Here is a 22,952-nt window from a genome sequence, read left to right as displayed (position 1 = left end):
CGCGACCCGTAAGTCACGCGCAGTGTTGTTCTAATCGGCTGGAAACGGATCCCTCGCCCGGATCACTGCCTAGCGATTTTCATTACACAATGCCAGCAAAACCCAACAAGCCCCCGGCGAGCAGAAGCCATAGTGGATTGATGCGCGAGACCGCTGCGAGCACCGCAACCATCGCGGTCAGAAGCAGCGCAGCAATCGTGCGATCGGTCGCCTGGGCCAGGATCAGGGCACTCGCCGCCATCAATCCGATCGAGAGCGGAACCAATGCAGCCTGGATCAGGCCGGGCCAGCGCGATTGGCTCGGCCGGTTCAAGAGCCGGCTGACATAATAGGCAACCAGCGCGGTCGGCAGGCACATCGCCAGCGTCGCCGCCAGCGCGCCGGGGATGCCGGCGACCGCATAGCCGATTAACGTCACGATAAGCACGTTCGGACCTGGCGAGAGCTGCGCGATCGCATAGGCATCAGTGAACTGCTTGTCGGTCATCCAGTGATGCACGTCGACCGCGATGCGGTGCATCTCGGGCACCGCCGCCGCGGCGCCGCCGACCGCGAACAGCGACATCAGAGCGAAGGTGGAGATCAGCGCCCAGATCGGGTTCTCGGCGTTCACGCTGCTACCTTCCGCCGCAGGAGGAAGGTGGCGCCGACACTCACGGGGATCGCGACCAGCAGCACCGCCTGGAGCGGCAGGCGAAGCACGCCGATGGCGAGGAACACGCCGAGCATCAGGATGAGCGCAACCGCGTCCATCCGCTTGAACAGCGGCGTCATCATGCGGAAGACCACCGCGATCAGGAGGCCGACCGCCGCGCAGGAGATGCCCGCGAGGATGCGGCGCAACACCTCCACATCGCCGAACCGGGCGTAGATGATCGCAAGCACGGTCATGATCAGTGTCGGCGGCAGCAGCAGCCCGGCAAAGGCGGCAACGCCGCCTGCAATCCCGCGCAGCCGCGCGCCGAAGACCATCGACAGATTGACGATGTTGGGCCCGGGGAGGAAATGGCAGAGCGCGAAGGTTTCGTTGAACTCGTTCTCCGTCATCCAGCGGTGCTGCTCGACGATCGCCCGCCGGGCAAACACCAGGACCCCGCCGAAACCGGCCAGGGACATCCGGGCGAAGGCCACGAACAGCGCGGCCAGGCTGGGCGGAGGGCCGCTGATTGGGACACGATCCGGCTCTTGGGCGGCCGGTGCTGAATCCGGGGACATGTCAGGAGCTTAGAACGAGGGCCGCCGCGAGGCCAAGGCTGTCCGGAACCTATCCAAAGGGAACCGCGCCGTGCCGGCGCCAAACCCCTGTCTTTCTAAACCTTTGCCCCCTATATTGGGGGTGCCGGTTCGCCGGCTATGGAAATAAACGGTCGTCGTAATAAACCATTCGGACCCGGGGGCGGTACCCGGCGCCTCCACCAAAGCCCACCGACGGGCTAGCCCTAGAAGCGGGTTTTGGCGGGGGCGAAATAGGATCGACGAGGGCGTAAAGGGCGTGCTTTTTCCCGGTATTGTTCCGCCGTTATCGGGCTACTGCAATAGTTGCCAACGACAACTTTGCTCCGGTTGCTCAGGCTGCGTAACGCAGTTTGAAAGACCATCTTAAAGTCCTAACGGGTTAAGCTCCGTTAGGCGGGGTTCGGAGGCACCTGGCAACAGAAGCCTCCACTTACCTTTGATTTCCTCCCGGCGGGGACTCCTGCTGACCCGTCAGGCGCGGTACTATTGCGGCTTGGCGAGTCGGGCCGGCAGGGCCCAACTCCTGGAATGCAACAGGACCACCATGGCGACCGATCATATCCGATACGATGTGCTGGCCCGCGACGCGCTGCGCGGCGTGCTGCGGAAGGTGCTGACCGACGCCGCGTCCCATGGACTGCCGGGCGAGCATCATTTCTTCATCACCTTCGTGTCGAAGGCCGAGGGCGTGAAGCTGTCGTCGCGCTTGTTGGCGCAATATCCGGAAGAGATGACGATCATCCTCCAGCACCAGTTCTGGGATTTGACCGTGCTCGAGGACCGCTTCGAGGTCGGCCTGTCGTTCGGCGGCATTCCGGAGCGGCTGGTGGTGCCGTTCAGCGCCATCAAGAGCTTCCTCGATCCGTCCGTGAAATTCGGCCTCCAGTTCGACACCTCCGATGTCGCCGAGGTCGCGCCGGAGACGTTGCCCGCGGCCCCTGCCCCTTCGGCCGTGTCGGTGCCCACGCCCGCCATGGAAAAGGCGGAGACCGCTGAAGAGCCGACCCCGCCGAGCCAGGGCGGCGCCGAAGTCGTGCGGCTCGATCGTTTCCGCAAGAAATGATCTAGGCTGCCGCGCGAGACCTCGCGCCCGGCCCGACTGCCTATATAGAAGAGCACATGAAGAGGCCGCGCGGCATTTCGCGCGGCGGAATGGATGTGCTCATGGCCAAAACTGCCCGCTCGAAGACCGCCCGCCCCACGACCCGCATCGAGACCGACAGTTTCGGTCCCATCGAGGTCCCCTCCGATCGCTATTGGGGGGCGCAGACCGAGCGCTCGCGGCAGAATTTCCGCATCGGCACGGATCGCATGCCGATCTCGCTCGCGCATGCGCTCGGCATCGTCAAGCTCGCCGCGGCGCAGTCCAACCGCGAACTCGGCCTGCTCGACCAGCGCCGGGCCAATGCCATCATCCGCGCTGCACGCGAGGTGATCGACGGCAGCCTCGACGATCATTTTCCACTCGTCGTGTGGCAGACCGGCTCGGGCACGCAGACCAACATGAACCTCAACGAGGTGATCGCCAACCGCGCCAATGAGCTGCTCGGCGGCGAGCTCGGCGCCAAGAAGCCGGTGCATCCCAACGATCACGTCAACATGAGCCAGTCGTCGAACGACTCGTTCCCGACCGCGATGCATATCGCGGCCGCAAGCCGCATCACCGCCGATCTCGTTCCTGCCCTTGGCGAGCTGCTCCGCGCGCTGCGCAAGAAGGAGAAGGAGTTTTCCAAGATCGTCAAGATCGGCCGCACCCACACCCAGGACGCGACGCCCCTGACGCTCGGCCAGGAGTTTTCCGGCTATGCCGCGCAGGTCGAAAGCGGCATCGCCCGGCTCAAGGTCGCGGTGAAGGAGCTCTATCCGCTGGCGCAGGGCGGCACCGCCGTCGGCACTGGCCTCAACTCGAAGCCGCGCTTTGCAAGACTGTTCGCAAGGCACGTCGCCGGGATCACCAAACTGCCCTTCACCAGCGCCGCCAACAAATTCGAGGCGCTGGCCTCCAATGACGCCTATGTGCTGGCGCACGGCGCCATCAATTCGGTCGCGACAGGGCTGTTCAAGATCGCCAACGACATCCGCCTGCTCGGATCGGGCCCGCGCTCGGGCCTCGGCGAGCTGATCCTGCCGGAGAACGAGCCCGGCTCCTCGATCATGCCGGGCAAGGTCAATCCGACGCAATGCGAGGCGATGACCATGGTGTGCTGCCAGGTGTTCGGCAATCACACCGCGATCACGGTCGCCGGCAGCCAGGGCCATTTCGAGCTCAACGTCTACAAGCCCGTGCTGGCCTACAACATGCTGCACTCGATCCGCCTGATGGCCGACGCCGCGCGCTCCTTCACCGAACATTGCGTCAGCGGCATCCGCGCCGACGAAAAGCGCATAAGTGAGCTGATGCAGCGCTCGCTGATGCTGGTGACCGCGCTTGCCCCGAAGATCGGCTACGACAATGCCGCCAAGGTGGCGAAGACGGCGCATGCCAACGGCACCACGCTGAAAGAGGAGGCGCTGCGGCTCGGCTTCGTCACAGCGGACGAGTTCGACCGTTTGGTGCAGCCGGAGAAGATGACGAAACCGGGGTAATTCCGAATTCCGATAGTCATCCGTAATGATACGGAGCCAAAAAGCTCATAATTGTAAGGCTTAAAGGACAGGATTTGATTACCGTCAATGTTTCGGAAGGACGGCGTGTTACGCAGCCATTCTGCCCTTGGCGGGGCGAAATTCATCGTTTGATGGCCCGAGGGGCCGATTGACGAGGACGAGCAAATGACAATCAAGTCTTGTGGGGCGCGACGCGGCGCCTCGTTTCGGAATGTTTCATCCTGCCTGAAGAGGATCGGATGATGGAGACGCGGCATGGGGAACGTCATCAACCTGAATCGTTTCCGGAAGCGCGCCGAGCGGGAAGCCTCGGCGAAGCAGGCGGACGCCAATCGGGCGAAGTTCGGCCGCACGAAGGCGGAGCGGTCGGCGGAGGAGACGCGCGCGGACAGGGCGAAGGAGCACCTGGACCAGCATCAGATCGATCGCGAGGAGCAGCCATGAAATCGCCCGTCGTGAAACGGTCGATCGTCGTCGCCGGTCACAAGACCAGCGTCAGCCTGGAAGAGGCGTTCTGGAACGGCATGAAGGAGATTTCGGGCCTGCGCAACATGACGCTGTCCGAGCTCGTCGGCGAGATCGACGGCAATCGCCAGCAGGGCAATCTGTCCTCGGCGATCCGCCTGTTCGTGCTGGACTACTTCAAGAGCCGCGCCATGGCCGCCATCCAGCCGGAAAAGGTCCCGGCTCAGTAACCGCCGAGGCGACTTTCCGACGCGCACCGGGATCTGCACTTTAAAATCACTCTAAGGTGCAGTTTCGGCGGGCAAGCGCGCTTGACCTCAATGCCCTGCGTTGAAAATACAGGGCATGACCGACACCAATGATACGCGCCCTCACCTGCCGCTGGGTCTGGCCCTGCGCGGCTACACCGGCGTCATCCAGCACCTGTCCGCCAGGGACACCGGCTCGGCGCTCTCGGACATCGAGCTCGAGAGCCGGCTGATCGAGCTCGGCTTCGTCGAGGGGGCCCGGGTCGAGGTCCTGCACGAGGGGTTGGTCGGGCGCGACCCCATCGCCGTGCGGGTCGACAGCATCACGATCGCGGTCCGCCGGCGCGAAGCCATGGCCATCATCGTCGCCTAGCGACCGGACGCCGCATCCCGGACCAGTGATCCCATGGAATTACCTCTGCTGCATCTCGCCCTGGTCGGCACGCCAAACAGCGGCAAGACCTCGCTGTTCAATGCCCTGACCGGCAGCCGGCAGAAGGTCGCGAACTATCCGGGCGTCACCGTCGAGCGCAAGGAAGGCTTCTTCGTCACGCCCCAGGGACGCCAGGTCTCGGTGGTCGACCTGCCCGGCACCTATTCGCTGCGCGGCCGCAGCCCGGACGAGGAGATCACCCGCGACTTCGTGCTCGGCAAGGCCACCGGCGAGATCGTGCCCGACCTCGTGCTGTGCGTGGCCGATTCCACCAATCTGCGCCTGACCATCCGCCTGCTGCTGGAGCTCAAGCGCACCGGCCGGCCGATGATCCTCGTGCTCAACATGTTCGACATCGCCACGCGCCGCGGCATCACTGTCGACGTCGAGCGGCTCGCCAAGGAGCTCGGCGTGCCCGTGGTCACCTCGATCGCGGTGCGCAAGGGCGGCACGGCCGACCTCCTGACGCTGACCGACGAGATCTCGGCCAGGCTCGCCGCCGAGCCGCAGGAAAACAGCTGGCGCGCACTCAGCGTCGCCGAATTGCGCTCCACCCAGCGCGAGGCCGACCGCATCATCGCCGATTGCGTCAGCCTGCCGAGCCGGCCCGACACCTGGACCGCGCGGATCGACGCGGTGGTGCTGCATCCCGTCGGCGGGCTGATCGTGCTGGCGCTGATCCTGTTCGTGATGTTCCAGGCGGTGTTCGCCTGGGCGCAGCCGCTGATGGACCTGCTCAAATCAGGCTTCGACGTGCTCGGCGAACTCGTACACGACACCCTGCCCGCCGGCCTGCTGCAGAGTTTTCTGCAGAACGGCGTAATCTCCGGCGTCGGCAGCGTCATCGTGTTCCTGCCGCAGATCATCCTCATCTTCCTGTTCATCCTGCTGCTGGAAGATTTCGGCTACATGGCGCGCGCCGCCTTCCTGATGGACCGCATCATGGGCGGTGCCGGCCTGCACGGCCGCGCCTTCATTCCGCTGCTGTCGAGCTTCGCCTGCGCCATTCCCGGCATCATGGCGACGCGCGTGATCGACAACAAGCGCGACCGGCTGACCACGATCCTGATCGCGCCGCTGATGACCTGCTCGGCGCGCATCCCGGTCTACACGCTGATCATCTCCGCCTTCATTCCGGCCAGGGACGTCTGGGGCTTCATCAACCTCCAGGGCCTCGTGATGTTCGGCCTCTACGTCGCCGGCATCACCAGCGCGCTTGCCGTCTCGTTCCTGATCAAGTTCTTCATGCTGCGCGACTACGCGCCGGCGCCGTTCATGCTGGAGCTGCCGGACTACAAGATGCCGCGCCTGAAATCGATCGCGATCGGTGTCTACACGCGCGCGAAGATGTTTTTGCACCGCGCCGGCACCACGATCTTCTCGATGATGGTGCTGATCTGGTTCCTGGCCTCGTTCCCGCAGCCGCCTGCAGGCGCTACCGAACCCGCCATCAACTTCAGCCTGGCGGCGATCATCGGCAAGGCGCTCGAGCCGCTGCTCGCCCCGGTCGGCTTCAACTGGCAGATCGCGGTCGCGCTGATCCCGGGCATGGCGGCGCGCGAGGTCGCGGTCGCAGCGCTCGGCACCGTCTATGCGATCGAGGGCGGCAAGGAAGCGGCCGAGCAGATCGGCCAGGTGCTGGCGACGAAATGGTCGCTCGCGACCGCGCTGTCGATGCTGGCCTGGTACATCTTCGCCCCGCAATGCGCCTCGACGCTGGCCGTGATCCGGCGCGAGACCGGAAGCTGGCGATGGATGGCGGTGACCTTCACCTACATGCTGGTGCTGGCCTATGCCGCGAGCCTCGTGACCTACAACGTCGCGGTGGCGCTGGGAGCGGGATAGCCGCCTCGAAACTAAAAACTGCGAAAACAACCCCATGCACAGTAGACGGGGGTCGTGAAATCAATGGCTTACGTGTGCGCGAGAATCATCCGACCGTAGCCCCGATGGAGCGCAGCAAATCCGGGCTGCGGACTGCCTCGGTTGCACCGTCGGGCAAAACACTGGCATGATGGCATCATCGGCCCGTGTCGGCGCCTCCGCGCAAAAATTTAACCGCGCTTGGCCTTGCGGGCGCGCGCGCTCGCTTTCGCCGGCACGCTCTTTCCATACTTGGTCCACCAGACCGTCAGCGCCTCCATGGTCGGACCCAGCCCACGCGCCTTTTCGGTGATCTCGTATTCGACCCGCAGCGGCACTTCCGCGAACACGGTGCGCGATACCAGGCCGTCCGCTTCGAGTTCGCGGAGCTGTGCCGTCAACATGTGCTGCGTGATGCCGGGGATCGCCTTGCGCAGCTCCCCGAAGCGGTAGATCCGCTGGTTGAGCAACCACATGATCTCCAGCTTCCACTTGCCTGAGAGCAGTGCGAACGCGCGCCGCATCTCCTCATGCATGTTGATCGCCTGATCGGTCATAGTCTGCTTTTCCATACTTACCGCGAGTTATTCATCCTACTTGTGAAGATCGATCTTGCTTAGCATTTTCGACACACGATGCCGGCGCGCCGATGAAGGTTGCGCATCCACGCGAACCAACCAGACGAAGGAGGGATCACCGCTTTTCGGCGGCGATCGATGAGACCTCATGGCTGCAATTTACACCTACTGGATCAGCACGACGCTGTTGTGCCTGCTGTATCTGACCTCTGCTTACATGTACCTCACCAAGGGAGACTGGGTCCGGCAGGTCCTCGGCGAACTCGGTTACCCGGCCTACCTCGTGCCGTTCATGGTTGCCGTGAAAATATTGGGCCCAGCCGCGATCCTGTTACGCGTCAGCGTAACGTTGAGCGATCTCGCCTATGCCGGCATCTTCTATCACCTGCTGTTGTCCGGACTCGCGCATGTCGGAGTGCGGAAGCCCGGTGGGGCACTCCCCGCTGCGGTGGGCCTCGTCCTGTTGGCCTCCTCGTTCGTCACGCAGAACGCCGCTCGTGACGTCGCCTCACCTTGCGCGCAAGCGGTGATGTTCTGACGCCGGAGCCCGGATTGCGCTGCGCTCCATCCGGGCTACGGCCGCAAGCGGGTTGACCCGTCGGGCAAAACAGGAGCACGATAGCATTATCGGCGCGCATCGGCGCAGCGAGCGACGACCGACCCCGGAATCGGCTTTCTGGTTTGATGGAACACTTCACCACCGCCAGCCTCACCGCCGAGAGACTGCGCGAACATCACCACGCAGACCTCGTTGCCCTCCACCTCGATCCCGAGGTGTCGCGTTATCTCGGCGGCGTGCGCTCGGCCGAGACAACGAAGACTTATCTCGCCGTCAACATGGCCCATTGGGACCAGCACGGCTTCGGGCTCTGGGTGCTGCGAACGAGAGACGGGCAGTTCGCCGGACGGGCGGGCATCAGGCACATTCTCGTGGACGGCATCGACGAGATCGAGATTGCCTACACGTTCAAGCGCAGTCTCTGGGGCCAGGGACTTGCGAGCGAGACCGCGGCGGCGCTGACGCATATCGGGCTGTCGCAACTCGCGCTGCCCTCGCTCATCGGCCTGGTGTTCGTCGGGAACGCTGCCTCCCGCCGCGTGCTGGAGAAATCGAACTATCTCCTCGAGCGCAGCACGCTCCATCACGGCGAAGACGTCGTGATTTACCGCACCCGTCGGTGATGGCCGCAAGGGCAATGGCGCCGGCCAAGATGCCGCTGTCGCTTCGCGCAATTGCAGGCGGCGACATCGTGGCGCTTGCGTAACGGCGTCCAGCGTTCTGTTTCCCGACATTCCGAACGTATCGCCGGCCGCAGATTTGTTTCGGTCATTCCCGCGCGCGCCTGACGTCACACCCCCGACCGTTCAAGCAGGCGGCGCTGGGGAGCGAATCCGAGTCTGGAGCCGTCAGAGTGCATCAACGAATTTGCGTGAGCAGCATCAACAGGCAATCGCCGCGAGCTCGGCGCCGGTGGCGCTCGACTGTCCCGGTGCTCGCAGCCCTTCTGGGCTGGAGGGCGGTCGCGGCTTTCGCCGGCGAGGCGCATCGTCTTCAACCGGAAACCGCAGCGCCGCAGTCGAACTATCAATTCCTTTCACTCGGCGTCGGCAAATCGATCGTGGTCGACCTGCCGCGGGATGCCAGGGATATCCTGGTCGCCGATCCCAAGATCGCCAATGCCGTGGTCCGCTCCGCGCAGCGGGCCTATATCATTGGCGCGGCCGTCGGCCAGACCAGCATCGTCTTCTTCGATTCCGCCGGCCAGCAGATGGTTGCCTATGACGTCGCCGTCAAACGGGATCTCAACGGTGCACGCGCCACGTTGCGGCAGATGTTTCCGCGTTCAAATATCCGGATCGAGGGCATCGGCGATGGCGTGATGCTCACGGGTACGGTCGCGACCCCGGTCGAAGCGCAACAGGCCAATGACGTGGCGGCTCGCCTCGTGGGATCCACAGACAAGGTCGTCAACTCCCTCGTCGTGCAGGCCCGTGACCAGGTCATGCTGAAGGTGACGGTTGCGGAAGTATCGCGCTCGATCGTCAAGCAGCTCGGGATCGATCTCAGTACCAGCCTCAGCTCGGGCACCACTGCCGTGAGCCTGACCAACTCGAATCCGTTCACCGCCTATGGCCAAAACCTGGTGTCAGGAAACAATGTGACGCTGTCGGCCGGCGGAACGACGGCGACGCTGCGGGCGATGGAAACCGCGGGCGTCATGCGCACCCTGGCCGAACCAACGCTGACATCGGTTTCAGGAGAGTCGGCCACCTTTGTCTCCGGCGGCGAGTTTCCCGTTCCGGCGGGCTATTCCTGCGACCCAACCACCCATGTCTGCACGACACAGATCAGCTTCAAGAAATTCGGGCTGGCTCTCAATTTCAGCCCCGTCGTTCTCTCCGAAGGACGCATCAGCCTGCACCTGATGACCGAAGTCTCGGAGCTGTCCAACGAACATTCGATTACCCTGTCTCAAGCCGTCAGCGACACGACGACCAACTCGCTGACTGTACCCTCCATCAAGACACGGCGAGCGGAAAGCACGCTCGAGATTCCCTCCGGAGGATCCATGGTGATCGCGGGCCTCATCCAGGACCAGACCAAGCGGGCCGTGAACGGATTACCCGGCCTGATGCAATTGCCGGTTCTCGGCGCTCTGTTCCGGAGCCAGGACTTCGTGAACAATCAGAGCGAGCTGGTCGTCCTTGTGACGCCCTATATCGTTCGCGCGACAAACCCGAAAGACTTGTCCAGGCCGGACGACGGTTTCGCCAATGTGAGTGATCCGGAGGCCAATCTCCTCGGCACCATCAATCGTCTCTATGGCACCACCGCAAGCCGCCCGAAACCGCAACGGCAGACCGACGGTGTCGGATTCATCATCGATTGAGGCTGGCCGCCGCCGTTACCGCGCATTCAGGATTCCCCGGTTCACAGCCGTTGCTCGCAACGGCAGCGACCTCATGGCTCCAGCGTGTAGGAGCGTCCGGGTTCGAGCACGTAGATGGTCAGGAAACGGAGCGGACGTTCCGGATCGCAATTGCGAAACAGGGTGTGTGGAAGATCCGCCCGATCCTGCAACGTCTCGCCCGCCCGGTATTGTCGCGGTTCGTCGCTGCCATAGGCGGACTCGGCGACACCTTCGACGATGTAGACCGCGCCCGCAACGGGATGCCGGTGAAGCGGCGCGGCGCCACCCGGCGGATTAGGTGACCTCGACGACCATGAGTTCCTGGTGATTGCCCGGCAATGGAAGACGTTCGAGAACCTTGCGCGTGACACCGGCAAACCCGGCTTGTTGAGCGCTTGCCTGACCGTCGGTACGTTCACACATTGGGCACCTGTCTCGTCGAGCGTTGAGTCGTAGACTTGGCTACTTCTAACCCTCGCTCGGCCACGCCGCCATGGCTGCGCGTCATCGGCCGACAACCGAGCGTGAACAGGCAGTGCGTCCTTCCCGCCATCACTCCCCGCGATGGCGCAGCGCGTCGACGATGACCTTGAAGGCCGGCGAGTTCTGGCGCCGGCTTGGATAGTAGATGTGGTATCCGTCGAACACCGGCGACCAGTTGTCGAGGACCAGCGCGAGGTCCCCTGACACGATGTGCCGCTGCACGACATTCTCCGGCACATAGGCGATGCCGTATCCTTTCAGCGCGGCATCGACCTGGGCGTAGGAGGTGTTGAACGTCAATTGCCCGTCGACCCGGACCCGAAGCTCCTGGCCGTCCTTCGCGAACTCCCATGCGTAGAGCCCGCCTGCCCTTTCCAGCCGCAGGTTGATGCAATTGTGCCGCACGAGGTCGTGGGGGTGCTCCGGCGTGCCGCGTTCGGCGAAGTAGCCGGGTGAGCCCACGGCCACCAGCCGCCAATCCGGCCCGATCCGCACGGCGACCATGTCCTTTTCGACGCTTTCTCCGAGACGGACGCCGGCGTCGAATCCCTCCTCGACGATGTTGCGAAATCCGTTGTCGAGACTGATCTCGAGCTTGATGTCCGGATAGTCCTTCAGGATCGGCTGCAGCTTGGGCCACACCACGCTCTGGAGCGCATGCTCCGAAACCGTCATCCGGATCCGCCCCGAGGGCTTGTCGCGGAACGCCATCAGATCGGCAATCTCGGCCTCGATCTCGGCAATGCGCGGAGCCATCGACAGCCTCAACCGCTCGCCGGCTTCGGTGAGACCGACGCTGCGGGTCGTACGCATCAGGAGCCGGATACCTATCCGGTCTTCGAGCCGCTTGATGGTGTGGCTCAGGGTCGACTGCGCGATGCCGAGCTTGGCGGCCGCCTTCGTGAAACTGCGCTCTTTGGCGACGATGAGGAACCACAAGAGATCGTTGAAGTCGTACCTGGGCATCGCCGTCCGCCGCTGAAAGCCTCCATTTATGCGCCTGATCGATCAATGCAAGCGGACTATTCCATCTAATCAGGTTGGGAGCGGGCCGCTATCTCCTGCTGGCCGCAGCCTTCGGGCTGTCCGGCCCCGAGCTCTTCTGACATCCAAACCCGGAGCGTCCTGCAATGCTGGCAACACTCATGTACGGTCCCGGCGATGTCCGGTGCGAACAGGTCGACGACCCCAAAATCCTCAAACCCACCGATGCCATCATCAAGCTGTCGGCCACCTGCATCTGCGGCTCGGATCTCTGGCCCTACCGGGGTCTGCAACCTATCGACGGCCGCGCCCATATGGGCCACGAATATTGCGGCGTCGTCATGGAGGTCGGGCGCGAGGTGACGACGGTGCGGCCCGGACAGTTCGTCGTCGGCTCGTTTTGCATCTCGGACAACACCTGCCCGCATTGCCGGTTTGGATTCCATTCCTCATGCGTCCAGCGCGAGTTCATGTCCGGCGCGCAGGCGCCGTACGCGCGCGTGCCGCTCGCCGACGGCACGCTGGTTGCAACCGCGGAGCATCCGTCGCCCGATCTCATCCCCGATCTGCTCGCGACCTCCGACGTGCTGGGCACGGGATGGTATGCCGCCGACGCCGCGAACGTCCGTGAGGGATCGACCGTCGTCGTGGTCGGCGACGGCGCCGTCGGGCTGATGGGCGTGCTGTCGGCCAAAGCGATGGGGGCGGAGCGGATCATCGCCATGAGCCGCCATGAGGCCCGCCAACGGCTCGCCATCGAGTTCGGGGCGACCGACATCGTGGCGGAGCGCGGCGAGGCGGGCATTGCCCGCATCAAGGAGCTGACGCGCGGCGTCGGCGCCGATTCCGTTCTGGAGTGTGTCGGCATGCAGGAGTCGATGACGCAGGCCATCGAGTGCACGCGGCCCGGCGGCTCGATCGGTTATGTCGGCGTGCCCCACGGCGTGACCTTCGACGGCCAGGCGATGTTCTTCGCGCAGCGACGCATGCTCGGCGGACCGGCCCCTGTCCGGCGCTTCCTGCCGGATCTGATCGACCGCGTTCTCGCCGGCAAGATCAAGCCCGGAAAGGTCTTCGATCTCACGCTGCCGCTGTCCGACGTGGCCGAGGGCTACCGCGCCATGGACGAGCGGCGCGCGATCAAGACGATGATCACCGTCTGAGGGCGAATGCATGATCTCGCGACGCCGCGTGATCGCGGGAGCAGGCTCCTTCGCCGTCGTCTCCACGTCCCGATCGGCAACAATGAGCGAGCCCGGCGTGTCGAAGCAAGGGAGTCAGCCGATGCAGATCAAGCGTCGTGCAGATCAGCCGTCGCGTCGCATCAGCGCAAAATTGCTTCGCAATCTTGTCGCGAGCTCCTCGCAATGACGGTGGAAGCCGTCGTGTAGCGCGGATGGAATCTTACCTGAAATATCCCAGCACGAGATCGATATCCGAGCTGCCGGCGACCGTGCCGTTCAGCTCGGCGTCGATGACGCGGCGGCAGGCGTCGATCGCGGCGTGATCGCCGAGATCGTTGGCGGCTTCCAGCACGAGCCAGGCGGCGTCGACCGAGGCCTTGTCCGGAGCTCCGCCGCCGACATCGGGGGCGAAGGCGTTGTTGAGGTTCTTCTTGCGAACGGCGGTGCCGAATTGAGGCAACATTGCAAATACTCCCCTGCCAATTCCCGGATGATGCTCAGTGGACCTGCTTAGTGAACCTGGAGCTCGGGCTGACGGCCCGCATCGGCACCCGCGCCGGTCTTGCGCGACTGGTAGAACTTCAGAATGCTGCGCGAGGTCTCGCTCTTGAGCCGGCTGAACTCGCGCTCATTGTCCTGGAGCTCGCGCGCGGTGATCAGATGATCCTTGGCGCCGAGGAACAGCAGCGACATCGTCGTGTCCCAGGAGAAGTTGAGCGCCTTGCACAGCACCAGGATCATCTCGCGGTTGCGGTCCATCAGCGCGCGCTCGATCACGTCGACCGGCAGCGCCGACAGCAGCGACAGGCCGATCTGCACCTCGTCGAAGCGGTGCTGGCGCGCATAGTTGGAGATCGAATCCTGGTTGAGGTTGCCCTGGCGGTACTGCGTCGTCACCACGCGCTTGGCGACGAAATAGCTGCGCGAGGACGGGCCGAACTTGGATTGCAGATCGCCGGTGACCTCGGTCACCGAGCTCTGGATCTGCGCCATCATCTCGGGGCGCTCGCTCTCGAGCCGGCGGCGGACGTCTTCCGACGCTTTCGAGATCAGCTGCTGGAAGATGTGGCGCGGCACGTCCTTGCGCAGGCCAAGCTGCTCGGCAAGAATCGAGTCGCCCTCGGCGCGGCGGACCATGTGCAGCAGGCCCGAGCCGGAGAAGCGTGCGCCCTCGTTCTTGGCGACCGACGTCACGACCTCCTGGTCGCCGCGCTTGACCAGCACGTCGGTCACGGCCTCGCCGATCGACTTGCGCTGGGCAATCGCGAGCAGATGCGACTGGCTCTTGGTCAGGGCGCTCTCGACCAGCATCTTCTCGTCGATGCGGGTGGAGTCGCGCAGCACGGGACCGGCGACCGCGATCTCGTCGTCGAGAGCGAGCTTTTCGATGACGTTGAGCGGGGCGTGATCGCAGGCCGACATCAATTCGGAGAGCTGCGTCCGCGCGGCAACCTCGATCTCGTCGGCGAGCCGGCCGATGACCTCGCCGAACATGCTGATCTCGTCGTCGCTGTAGCGGCCGGTGATCAGGATGTCGGTCGCATGCCACAACGCGCGTGCCCGGCTTTCGTCGGTGCCGCGCGCGATCGCGTCGTCCAGATCCTGTAGAAGCGATTTCGCCCCGTTCATGTCGATCACCCCAGTTCTTGGTCGAGCCGTCCCGCCTGTGTTGGCGCGACGCCGAATTCCTCTGGCAACCGACACTAGGGAACAAACGCGAGAATCCGGTAAAGTCGGCAGATCAGTTTTGCCGACGAAAATTCATTCAAATGCGGGGGAATGTGTTTACCGGCGGGCAAGGTGCTTCACCTCTCCCGCGGGGGAGAGGTGGACACCGAGCTCTACAGCGAGCGCTGTCGTTCACGGGTTCGACGGCATCAGCACCAGCGGCGGCTTCGGCTTGGGCTTTGCGGGCGCAGGACCCGGCGCCGGCCTCACTTCGATCGGCGGCGGCAAGGGCGCGACCTGCTGGCTTGCGAGCGGCGGGCTTGGCGCTGCGGGAGCGGCCTGCGGCGCCTTCGGCATCGGCGCGGCCTTTGGCTCGAGCTTGGGCTTCGGCGCGCGGCGCGGATCGCGGCCGGGCATCGGCACGTCCTGCAGCGACGGCTCCGGCGCAGGATCGGGCGAGACCAGCGTCGGCAGCGCCGCGGTCGCCGGCGGTGGCTCGCCGCGCTCGATGGCATCGAGCCGGCGCGTCTCGCGATCGATCGTGCGCACCGCGAGCCACGAGGACAGCGGCCCAAGATCGACGGTGCGATTGAGCTTGTCGGGGGGACCCGCCGCGAACAACTGGATTTCCGGCGGGGCACCGGAGAGCCCGGTCATGATCGGCGTCAGGCTGGCGCGGATGTCGGCCTGGTCGGCGGGAATGTCGTAGCCGCCGGAGACGATGGCGCGGGCGTTCTTCGCCTCCAGCGGCGTGGCGCCGACGCGCAGCCGTCCGTCGCGGATCGTGAACGGGATCTGCGCCGAGGCGACCGCAATGGGACCCGCCGCCAGCGCGGGCTCGACCAGCTGCCGCAGCCTGTTGTCGTCGGCGACCTGGCCGCCGTCGCTGGCGCGGATGGCGATCTCGAAGGCACGCGGGTTGAGGCCACTGATTTCCGCAGACTCCAGCGTCACCGTGCCGTTGCCGGCGAGCGCGCCGGTCAACGCCGCGACGCTGCGGCCCTGGCTGGTCAGCGCCATCTGCACGGAGGCGCGTCCCTTGGGCAAAGCAAGATCGCGGTAGCGCAGCGTGGTCGCATCGACATTGCTGAGCTCGATACGGGCGCTCAGCGCGACGCCACCCGCGCCATTGCGCGCGTCAAAGCTCGCCGACATCTCGCCGCCGCCGACGCCGCCCTTCAGCGCATCGAGCGCGAGCGACTGGCCGTCGCTCCGGATCGTCCCGCCGAAGGGACGCAGCTCGACGCCGCCCGGCAACGTGCCGCGCAACGCCTGGAAAGCGATGCGGCCGCGCCAGCCACCGAGGAGCCCCGCGCTCAGCGGCTCGCCGGCGTCGCGGCCCGCAGCGCCAATGGCCACCGCAAGCGTGGGCACAAGATCGAGCGAGTCGAGGCCGACTTCGCCGTCGACGCTCTTCTCCTGATCGAGCGTCACCGCCAGACGGCCGCGCAGATGCGAGCCGGCCGCGCTGCTGTCGAGATCGTCGAAGGTCAGGCGATTGCCCGATAGAGAGACGCGGGAGGACAGGCTGACGGTCCGCGCCGACTTGTCGGCCGCGCCGGTCCCGAACAGCGGCGCGAGGTTGACGTTGCGCACGCGCAGATTCACGGACGCCTTCGGCTCCGGCGCGGACAATTCGACGCTGCCCTGCGCATCTGCGTCCAGCCCGCCGCCGCTGAGCTTTGCGTTCAATTGCAGCGGACGGCGCCAGGCGCCGCTTAACCGGCCTTCGAACTGCGAGGTGCCCTCGCCTGCGGCCACCACGCGATCGAGGCCGAGCAGGGCCAGCAGCGCGCCGGCCTGCGGGGCCGACAGTTTCGAGTCGAGCGTGAAGTCGCTGTTGCGCAGGCGGTCGATGTCGATGCCGTTGACGGCCGCCACCGGCGTCTGTGCGGCCAGCGTCGCGGTGGCCTTGAGCTGCGGCGCGTCGAGATCGAATACGGCGCGGGCGTCGCTGCGATCGGCATGCTCAGCGTTCTTGTCGAGGCTGAGGTCGAGCTTCAGGCGGGTCGCACCGGGCAGCGGCGCGATGGCATCGAAGCGCGCGCGCACCGACGGCGCAAACGGCTCGATCAGCGCGGTGAGCTCGCGCAGCGAATTGGCCGAGGATTTCAGCTCGAGCTTGCCGGTGGCTTTGGTGCGGTCGAAGCTGCCGCTCGCCTCGGTGGTCACGCCGCTGGTCTGGCCGAACCGCAACTGCTCCAGCGACAACGACGCCGGATTGTAGCCGAGCTTCGCCGCGAACGGCCGCAGCTCCTGGCCGGAGGAGATCGCACGGCCGACATCGAGCGAGAGCTTTGCCTCCTCCGGCCATTCGCCTTGCGGCCCGCCGAGCGCGCGGACAAAGCTCGCGGCGGCGTCGAGATCGAGACGGTCGGCCTTGAGCTCGGCATCGATCCGCGAGCCCTTGCTCGCGCCGGTCTGGACGAAAGCAATTCGTCCCTCGACGGCGCCGCCTTCGATGTCGGCCTTCAGCCTGTCGATGGCGAGATGATTGGCGGCAATCGTCACGTCGCCGGCAAGGCGCAGCGGCCGGGTGCTGCGGCGGTTGATTTCGCTGCGGCCCTGGAGCCAGGCCACCAGCGTATCGGGATCGGAGGATTCGACGCTGAGGCGGCCGCTGAAACTGTCGGCGCCGGGCGCCGCGCCGTTGAGCGAGAGCTGCGTCATGCCGGGCGCGCGCAGCTCGAGCCGCTGGAAAGTCCAGGACCGGCCGTCGGTCTTGAGCTCGGCCGCGATGTTCTGGAGCGGGCGGCCGCCGAGCATGATCTGGTCGGAGTTGAACTCGATCTGCGCCGGGATCGGCGCCTGCGGGATTGCGGCAAGGCCGGCGCGCAGCGCCGGCAGGATGCGCAGCGGCTCGGCGTCGTCCTTTCCGGCCAGCTTGTCGGCATCGATCTGGCGCGCCGACAGCACCGCGCGCAGCAGCGGCGAGGCACCGAACTTGAGGTCGCCGACGCCGGCGGCTTTCAACGCGTTGTCCTCGGCGCCAAAGCTCGCGTCGATCTGGTCGAATTTGGCGCCGGCCGGATCGGCCTTGAGTTTTGCGGCGAGCTTCCAGGGCGTCGGCCCGGCCTCGCCTGCCTTCTTCGCCGCCGGCACCGCGATCGTCAGCGCGCCGTCGAATTTCGGCAGGCGATTGTCGAAGGCGAGCACGCCTTCGAGATCGGCGAGGATGGCGCGCTGGCCGGGATCGATGTTGAGGTGGAGACGGGTGGCGCTGCCGTCGGCGCTCGGGCCGGAGGAGATGCGGAACGGGTAGCGCACCCCGGCGGCGGTGAAACTGCCGTCGCCCCGCACCGAGCCGGCCAGCGAGCGGACGTCGCCGGAGAAGGCGATGTCGCTCAGCTCCAGCGTCGAGCGGCTGGCGGCATCGTGCAGGGCGATGCGGCCGGTGAGATTGAGGCGCTCGATCGCCAGCGAAGCCAGATTGAAGGTGCCGCTCGCGGTGGAGGGCAAATCGACCCGCCCCCTGGCATCGAGGCCGAGATCGACCGCCATGCCATTGACGGTCAGCTCGGTGGCGCGCCATTCGCCGCGCATCAGCGAGGAGAGGCTGAACTCGACGTCGAGCTTGTCGGCGCGCAGGCGGCCGAGATCGTTGTTGCCGCCGAAGGTAACCGAACGCAGCCGCAGGGTCGGCGCCGGCAGCAGCCGCGCGTCGAGCTCGCCCGCCACCCGCACCGGCACGCCGATGATCCGGCCTGCCTCCGCCTCGAACTGGGGCCTGAACTGGTTCCAGTCAATGAAGTAGGGCCCGATCAGCGCGGCCAGAAGCGCAATGATGAAGGCAATCGCCAATCCGAGCAGCGTCGTCTGCACGGGTCTCCCCTCGGCCAAATCGGCACCCGGGCCAAACCTTGCCCCATGGAAGGCTTCAGGCGCGCCGGAACAGCCCCTTATATAGAGGGAAGTGTGGCGAAGTCACAGCGACTGTTGCGCGCGGAGGTTAACGCGTGCCGCCGCCTCACCAGCTCGCCGGCAAGCTCTTCAGGCCGCGCAGCACGAAGGTCGGCCGCCATTCCGGGTTCTCGACGTCGTCGATGCGCAGATCCGGCAGCCGGCGCAGGAGCGTGGCTATGGCGATCTCGGCCTCGATCCGCGCCAATTGGGCCCCCAGGCAGAAATGGATGCCGCCGCCGAACGACAGCGGCTTGACGTTGGGACGGGTGACGTCGAGCCGGTCGGCGCGATCGGGGTAGACCGCCGGATCGCGGTTGGCCGAGCCGAGCAGGCACAGCACGGTCTCGCCCTTGGGGATTTTCTTGCCGCCGAGATCGTCGATGTCCTCGAGCGTGACGCGCCCGGTCATCTGCACCGAGGAATCGTAGCGCAGGAACTCCTCGATCGCACCCACGATCAGCTCCGGCCGCGCCTTGAGCAGCGCAAGCTGATCGGGGTTGCGATGAAGCGCGAGCAGGCCGTTGCCGATCAGATTGACGGTGGTCTCGTGGCCGGCGCCGAACAACAGGATGATGTTGGCGGTCAGCTCCTCGTTGGTCAGCTTGTTGCCGTCTTCCTCGGCCTGCACCAGCTGGGTGGTGAGATCGTCGGCGGGATTGCGGCGGCGCAGCTCGAACAGCTGCTGGAAATACATCTGCGCCATCATGTTGCCGGCGTTGCCCTTCGCGATCTCCTCCGGCGTGAGCGGCACGGGGTCGAGCAGCCGCCCGCCGTCGCGCGAGCTCTTGTAGAAGACCTCGCGATGATCCTCGGGGATGCCGAGCATGTCGCAGATGATGGTGACAGGCAGGCGGAAGGCGAAATCCTCAATCAGGTCCATGCGGCCGCGGTCGATCACGGCATCGATGGCCTGGTCGACGATCTGCTGGATCCGCGGCCGCATGTCCTCGACCCGGCGGGCGGTGAAGGCCTTCACGACGAGGCCGCGCAGGCGGGTGTGGTCGGGCGGATCGGCCTGCAGCATCCAGTGGCTCATGCTGCGGAACACCGGCTCGTCCATGATCTTTTCGCTGTAACGGCGCTTGGAGCGCTCGACGAAATCCTTGCCGAAGCGCTTGTCGCGCATCACGAGGCTGACATCGGCGTGGCGACTTGCGACGAACTGGCCGAACGGCGTCACGTGGATCGGATCGATCGCGCGCAGCCGGTCGTAATGCGGATAGGGATTGCGGATGAAGTCCGGCGACAGCGGATTGAACAGCGGATCGCCGCCGGCGGGTTGCGCTTGCTCGTTCATGGTGACCTCAATCGGTTGCCGCATGACACGAATACGCCGACGCTTCCCTGCTCGCGCGGCGTAACCATCCCCTGAAATCATCAACTCGATACATTGTTGTATCGAGTTGCATTCTGCCCTAACCTGGTCCGATGTCAAGGGTGAGAACCAGGCCGACCAGGGACGATACGCGCGACAAGCTGTTCGAGGCGGCCGCGCGGGTGTTCGAGGCAGACGGCATCGGCGGCGCCAGCATCGAGGCGATCGCGGCCGCCGCCGGCTTCACCCGCGGCGCGTTCTATTCGAACTTCAACAGCAAGGACGAATTGATCATCGCCATGCTCGAGGACCATGTCGAGCAGTCGATCCGGCGCAACATGGACATCCTCGCACAGCACGACAATCTCGACGATTTCATCGCGGCGCTGCGGACGATGGACCGCAGCCGGCAGGACCCGCTCGGCCGCTCCCCCCTCCTCCACATGGAGATGATCCTCTACGTCGCGCGCGCCGAGAAGCGGCGTCCCGAACTCGCCAAGCGCCTGCGCGCGCGGCGCAAGCTGATCGCCGACATCGTCGAGGCGACATTGAAGGGCAACGGCAAGAACAACACGCTCAACCCGCCCTGGATGGCCTCCGTCGTGCTGGCGCTGGAAGACGGCTTCCGCCTGCACCGGCTGATCGATCCCGAGACGACGCCGGCAGACAGTTTTCTGCGCGCGATCACGGATCTGCGGCGGAGGACGGGGTTGGCGGCGGAGTGAGGTGGCTGGAGGCGTGTCTTCTTATGTCCGCTTCCGGAGATAAGGCCGACTTAAGCAGGTAACTCCGGCAAGTCGCATTTTGACCCATTTGAGACATGGCATGCGTCGGCAGGACCCTCGACCGTGGCCATCGATAACCGCCCGATTCGATTGAAGCACTATCTGCACCGAAGGGACTGCCGGCGAGTGCCCTTCGGCGGTCCTGCGTCAGCCGAGGTCTCGAGCGTCGTCAGGTTGTCGAAGGCCGGAAGGTCGTGGCCTCCGCTCGCGCCACCATCTTTTCGATTACCTTCCGCTGCGACAGGTGCGCAGCAGGCTCTTTGCCGCCGGCTTGCTCTTGGTGAAGGACCAGATCCCCCAGAAGAACGGAATGAAGGGTGCGAAGCGGCGCTTCGGACCCGCCGGCGACCTGGCGTGATTGCCCCAAAGGAGACTCGTCAATTGGTCGCGAACCCACAAAGAGAGCTATGGGCGATTGTGTAGTCGCCTCAGATAAAGCGTCTTACGTAATAGGTTCGATACTCTTGGTAGCGGGCCAGTTCACGAAGTGAGACCATGGCCGGCGCGTCAAAGCTAGCACTTGATTTCCTGCTGCGAGGGGCGACAATGACGCTGCGCCAGCTCCGGTACCGAACTTCATATAAGACGGGGAAAACCCCGCTTGGCCACGGCAATACCGTCGCTGCGCGGGAGGGACCGCTATGACGGTGGGGTCCATGCGCTGGCTGCAGCGCCGACACGATCCAGGCCGCCGGTCGTATCGCCGTTGGGAACGATGTAATCGCGCCGCTGCGCTGCGAAGAATTCACTCTGTTTCGCGGCGAACTCGCCACCACGGCGCTGCAAGTGGAACACCAACAAATGATCATCGAGCCGACGTATTGCGCAGGCGACAACGTGCGCATGCGTTGAACCACGGAGGCGCGACAGGCTGAAAGGGGCCCCAAGCCGGCGCAAGACCGGCCGAAGGGCATCAGCTCAGACACACCGAGGGAGGGATGCATGACGACATTAACCCGACGTAACGTCCTCAAGGGCGGTGCCGCGCTTGCGGGTGGCATGGCCGGCATCCTGGCGACCGGCAGGGCGCCCGCCAATGCGCAAGCCGCCACGGTGCACTGGCTGCGCTGGACCGACTTCGTTCCGGCGTCAGATCAGCTTCTGCGCAACGAAATCGCCAAGGAGGGCGAGAAAGCGCTCGGCATAAAGCTCAATATCGAGACCATCAACGCCAACGATATCCAGGCCCGCATCACCTCGGCGATCCAGTCGGGGTCAGGCCCCGACGTCGTCTGCGTCCTCAACAATTGGGGGCAACTTTACGGCGAGAGCGTCATGGACGTCAGCGACCTCGCTGAGGCACTCGGCAACAGCCAGGGCGGCTTCTACGAAACATCCCGCGCGGTCGCCAATGACGGCAAGAAATGGATCGCAGTGCCGTGGTGCATCGTCGGCCTGCAGATCGCATACCGAAAGTCCTGGTTTGCCGAGATTGGCTACACGGATGGAAAATTTCCCCAGACGTGGGAAGAGTATCGCGAGGCCGGCAAGAAGCTGAAGGCAAAGGGACGGCCGATCGGCCAAACGCTCGGTCACACCTTCGGCGATGCGCCCGCCTTCACTTACCCCTACCTGTGGTCCTGGGGCGGCAAAGAGGTCGAAGCGGACGGCAAGACGGTTGTGCTGAACAGCCCGGCAACGGTCGAGTCGGTGAAGTTCATGGTGGCCTTCTGGAAGGACGCCCACGATGAAGGCGGGCTCGCCTGGGACGATTCCAACAACAACCGCGCTTTTCTGTCCGGGACGTGCAGCGCCACGCTCAATGGCGCCTCGATCTACATCGAGGCCCTGCGCAAGCCGGATACCTACAAGACGGAGGCAGGCGGGCAACTGAAGGACGACATCCTGCACGCCGCGCTGCCCAAGGGGCCCGGCGGGCAATTTAGCTATCACGTCCCGTTCTCGAACCTCCTGATGGGTTATTCGAGGAACCAGGATGCGGCGAAGAAATTCCTTGGCTGGATTCACTCCAAGGACGTCTACAACAAGTGGTTCGTCTCCCAGAAGGGCTTCTCGGTCGGCCCGACCACGGATTGGGAAAAGCACAAGCTGTGGGGCGACGACCCGATCATGCTGCCCTACAAGCAAGCGGCGCGCACAGGGCGCTTCGCTGGCTACCAGGGGCCCTCTACGCGCAAGGCAGCCGAGGTCGTAACCAAGTACATCATCATTGATATGTACGCAAAGGCCGTCCAAGGCATGCCCGCCGAGGATGCCGTGAAGTGGGCAGAGGCTGAGCTCAAGAAGGTCTACGTCTGAGGTTAAGCCGTCCCCCTCCCCATTTTTCG

The 22,952-nt window shown here is 64.9% G+C and carries 21 protein-coding genes, 1 other RNA gene and 1 pseudogene; 13 read left to right on the top strand and 10 right to left on the bottom strand.

The genetic code is table 11. The features are described 5' to 3' along the window. Nucleotides 1-82: 82 nt before the first annotated feature. Entirely contained in the window at nucleotides 83-613 is a 531-nt protein-coding gene (locus BM118_RS11835; RefSeq protein ID WP_092185381.1) for a chromate transporter, read from the bottom strand. Then, the gene (locus tag BM118_RS11830) at nucleotides 610-1,215 is read right to left on the bottom strand and encodes a chromate transporter (RefSeq protein ID WP_092185379.1); all 606 of its coding nucleotides are present in this window, start codon (nucleotides 1,213-1,215) and stop codon (nucleotides 610-612) included. Before BM118_RS11830 ends, BM118_RS11835 begins: the two co-directional genes overlap by 4 nt. A gap of 84 nt (nucleotides 1,216-1,299) precedes the next feature. Here BM118_RS11830 and ssrA point away from each other — a divergent pair. The 7 genes from ssrA (at nucleotide 1,300) to feoB (ending at nucleotide 6,834) form a co-directional block, all read left to right on the top strand. After that, nucleotides 1,300-1,667, top strand: a transfer-messenger RNA (tmRNA) gene (gene ssrA, locus BM118_RS11825). 113 nt (nucleotides 1,668-1,780) lie between these two features. Further along, the gene (locus BM118_RS11820; protein WP_092185377.1) at nucleotides 1,781-2,299 is read left to right on the top strand and encodes an SspB family protein; all 519 of its coding nucleotides are present in this window, start codon (nucleotides 1,781-1,783) and stop codon (nucleotides 2,297-2,299) included. An 89-nt stretch (nucleotides 2,300-2,388) separates the two neighbouring features. Further along, complete coding sequence (gene fumC / locus BM118_RS11815; RefSeq protein WP_092186147.1) at nucleotides 2,389-3,822, top strand: class II fumarate hydratase; 1,434 nt, start codon at nucleotides 2,389-2,391, stop codon at nucleotides 3,820-3,822. Nucleotides 3,823-4,098: 276 nt separating this feature from the next. Further along, nucleotides 4,099-4,287, top strand: a complete 189-nt coding sequence (locus BM118_RS11810; protein ID WP_092185375.1) for a DUF4169 family protein — start codon at nucleotides 4,099-4,101, stop codon at nucleotides 4,285-4,287. Next, a complete protein-coding gene (locus BM118_RS11805) occupies nucleotides 4,284-4,538 on the top strand; it encodes a ribbon-helix-helix domain-containing protein (protein ID WP_014493044.1) in 255 nt (84 codons plus the stop codon). The genes BM118_RS11810 and BM118_RS11805 overlap by 4 nt, the downstream gene beginning before the upstream one ends. 115 nt (nucleotides 4,539-4,653) lie before the next feature. Further along, nucleotides 4,654-4,929: a FeoA family protein gene (locus BM118_RS11800; protein ID WP_092185374.1), complete on the top strand. Its 276-nt coding sequence runs from the start codon at nucleotides 4,654-4,656 to the stop codon at nucleotides 4,927-4,929. A 33-nt stretch (nucleotides 4,930-4,962) separates the two neighbouring features. Next, complete coding sequence (gene feoB / locus BM118_RS11795) at nucleotides 4,963-6,834, top strand: ferrous iron transporter B (RefSeq protein ID WP_092185372.1); 1,872 nt, start codon at nucleotides 4,963-4,965, stop codon at nucleotides 6,832-6,834. A gap of 209 nt (nucleotides 6,835-7,043) precedes the next feature. On the opposite strand, the gene BM118_RS11790 is transcribed toward feoB, so the two are convergent. Next, nucleotides 7,044-7,424 (bottom strand): winged helix-turn-helix transcriptional regulator, encoded by a 381-nt coding sequence (locus BM118_RS11790; RefSeq protein WP_092185370.1) that lies wholly within the window; start codon nucleotides 7,422-7,424, stop codon nucleotides 7,044-7,046. A 154-nt stretch (nucleotides 7,425-7,578) separates the two neighbouring features. Between BM118_RS11790 and BM118_RS11785 the strand changes: the two genes are divergently transcribed. The 3 genes from BM118_RS11785 (at nucleotide 7,579) to BM118_RS11775 (ending at nucleotide 10,321) form a co-directional block, all read left to right on the top strand. Then, the gene (locus BM118_RS11785) at nucleotides 7,579-7,968 is read left to right on the top strand and encodes a DoxX family protein (RefSeq protein WP_092185368.1); all 390 of its coding nucleotides are present in this window, start codon (nucleotides 7,579-7,581) and stop codon (nucleotides 7,966-7,968) included. A gap of 146 nt (nucleotides 7,969-8,114) precedes the next feature. Further along, nucleotides 8,115-8,612: a GNAT family N-acetyltransferase gene (locus BM118_RS11780; protein ID WP_177234220.1), complete on the top strand. Its 498-nt coding sequence runs from the start codon at nucleotides 8,115-8,117 to the stop codon at nucleotides 8,610-8,612. Nucleotides 8,613-8,869: 257 nt separating this feature from the next. Continuing rightward, nucleotides 8,870-10,321, top strand: coding sequence for a type II and III secretion system protein family protein (locus tag BM118_RS11775; RefSeq protein ID WP_441299754.1), 1,452 nt, complete (start codon nucleotides 8,870-8,872; stop codon nucleotides 10,319-10,321). A gap of 71 nt (nucleotides 10,322-10,392) precedes the next feature. Here the strand turns inward: BM118_RS11775 and BM118_RS11770 are convergent, their stop codons facing one another. Both BM118_RS11770 and BM118_RS11765 read right to left on the bottom strand, forming a co-directional pair. After that, nucleotides 10,393-10,761: a cupin domain-containing protein gene (locus tag BM118_RS11770; protein WP_244550127.1), complete on the bottom strand. Its 369-nt coding sequence runs from the start codon at nucleotides 10,759-10,761 to the stop codon at nucleotides 10,393-10,395. A gap of 133 nt (nucleotides 10,762-10,894) precedes the next feature. After that, nucleotides 10,895-11,791: a LysR family transcriptional regulator gene (locus BM118_RS11765; RefSeq protein ID WP_092185366.1), complete on the bottom strand. Its 897-nt coding sequence runs from the start codon at nucleotides 11,789-11,791 to the stop codon at nucleotides 10,895-10,897. 164 nt (nucleotides 11,792-11,955) lie between these two features. Between BM118_RS11765 and BM118_RS11760 the strand changes: the two genes are divergently transcribed. Further along, nucleotides 11,956-12,972, top strand: coding sequence for a zinc-dependent alcohol dehydrogenase family protein (locus tag BM118_RS11760; protein ID WP_092185364.1), 1,017 nt, complete (start codon nucleotides 11,956-11,958; stop codon nucleotides 12,970-12,972). Nucleotides 12,973-13,213: 241 nt separating this feature from the next. Here the strand turns inward: BM118_RS11760 and BM118_RS11750 are convergent, their stop codons facing one another. The 4 genes from BM118_RS11750 to BM118_RS11735 all read right to left on the bottom strand — a co-directional run bounded on the left by BM118_RS11750 (nucleotide 13,214) and on the right by BM118_RS11735 (nucleotide 19,861). Next, nucleotides 13,214-13,456, bottom strand: a complete 243-nt coding sequence (locus BM118_RS11750) for a hypothetical protein (protein WP_092185362.1) — start codon at nucleotides 13,454-13,456, stop codon at nucleotides 13,214-13,216. A 47-nt stretch (nucleotides 13,457-13,503) separates the two neighbouring features. Then, nucleotides 13,504-14,622, bottom strand: a complete 1,119-nt coding sequence (locus tag BM118_RS11745) for a DUF2336 domain-containing protein (RefSeq protein ID WP_177234218.1) — start codon at nucleotides 14,620-14,622, stop codon at nucleotides 13,504-13,506. A 231-nt stretch (nucleotides 14,623-14,853) separates the two neighbouring features. Beyond that, on the bottom strand, nucleotides 14,854-18,483 hold the full coding sequence (locus BM118_RS11740; protein ID WP_092185358.1) for an AsmA family protein: 3,630 nt from the start codon (nucleotides 18,481-18,483) through the stop codon (nucleotides 14,854-14,856). A gap of 145 nt (nucleotides 18,484-18,628) precedes the next feature. Continuing rightward, entirely contained in the window at nucleotides 18,629-19,861 is a 1,233-nt protein-coding gene (locus BM118_RS11735; protein ID WP_092186144.1) for a cytochrome P450, read from the bottom strand. 131 nt (nucleotides 19,862-19,992) lie between these two features. Here BM118_RS11735 and BM118_RS11730 point away from each other — a divergent pair, with 131 nt between their 5' ends. Continuing rightward, entirely contained in the window at nucleotides 19,993-20,604 is a 612-nt protein-coding gene (locus tag BM118_RS11730; RefSeq protein WP_092185356.1) for a TetR/AcrR family transcriptional regulator, read from the top strand. Nucleotides 20,605-20,789: 185 nt separating this feature from the next. On the opposite strand, the pseudogene BM118_RS42265 reads toward BM118_RS11730, so the two are convergent. After that, a pseudogene (locus tag BM118_RS42265) lies at nucleotides 20,790-21,009 on the bottom strand (ABC transporter substrate-binding protein); the annotation flags it as partial. Between the two features lie 597 nt (nucleotides 21,010-21,606). Here BM118_RS42265 and BM118_RS11720 point away from each other — a divergent pair. Then, on the top strand, nucleotides 21,607-22,923 hold the full coding sequence (locus tag BM118_RS11720; RefSeq protein ID WP_092185354.1) for an ABC transporter substrate-binding protein: 1,317 nt from the start codon (nucleotides 21,607-21,609) through the stop codon (nucleotides 22,921-22,923). Nucleotides 22,924-22,952: the final 29 nt, after the last annotated feature.

This window comes from Bradyrhizobium sp. cf659 (genome assembly GCF_900113725.1).
Classification (GTDB): domain Bacteria; phylum Pseudomonadota; class Alphaproteobacteria; order Rhizobiales; family Xanthobacteraceae; genus Bradyrhizobium.
Note: the sequence above shows the minus strand (reverse complement) of the source record. Positions and strands in the feature narration are given on the sequence as shown.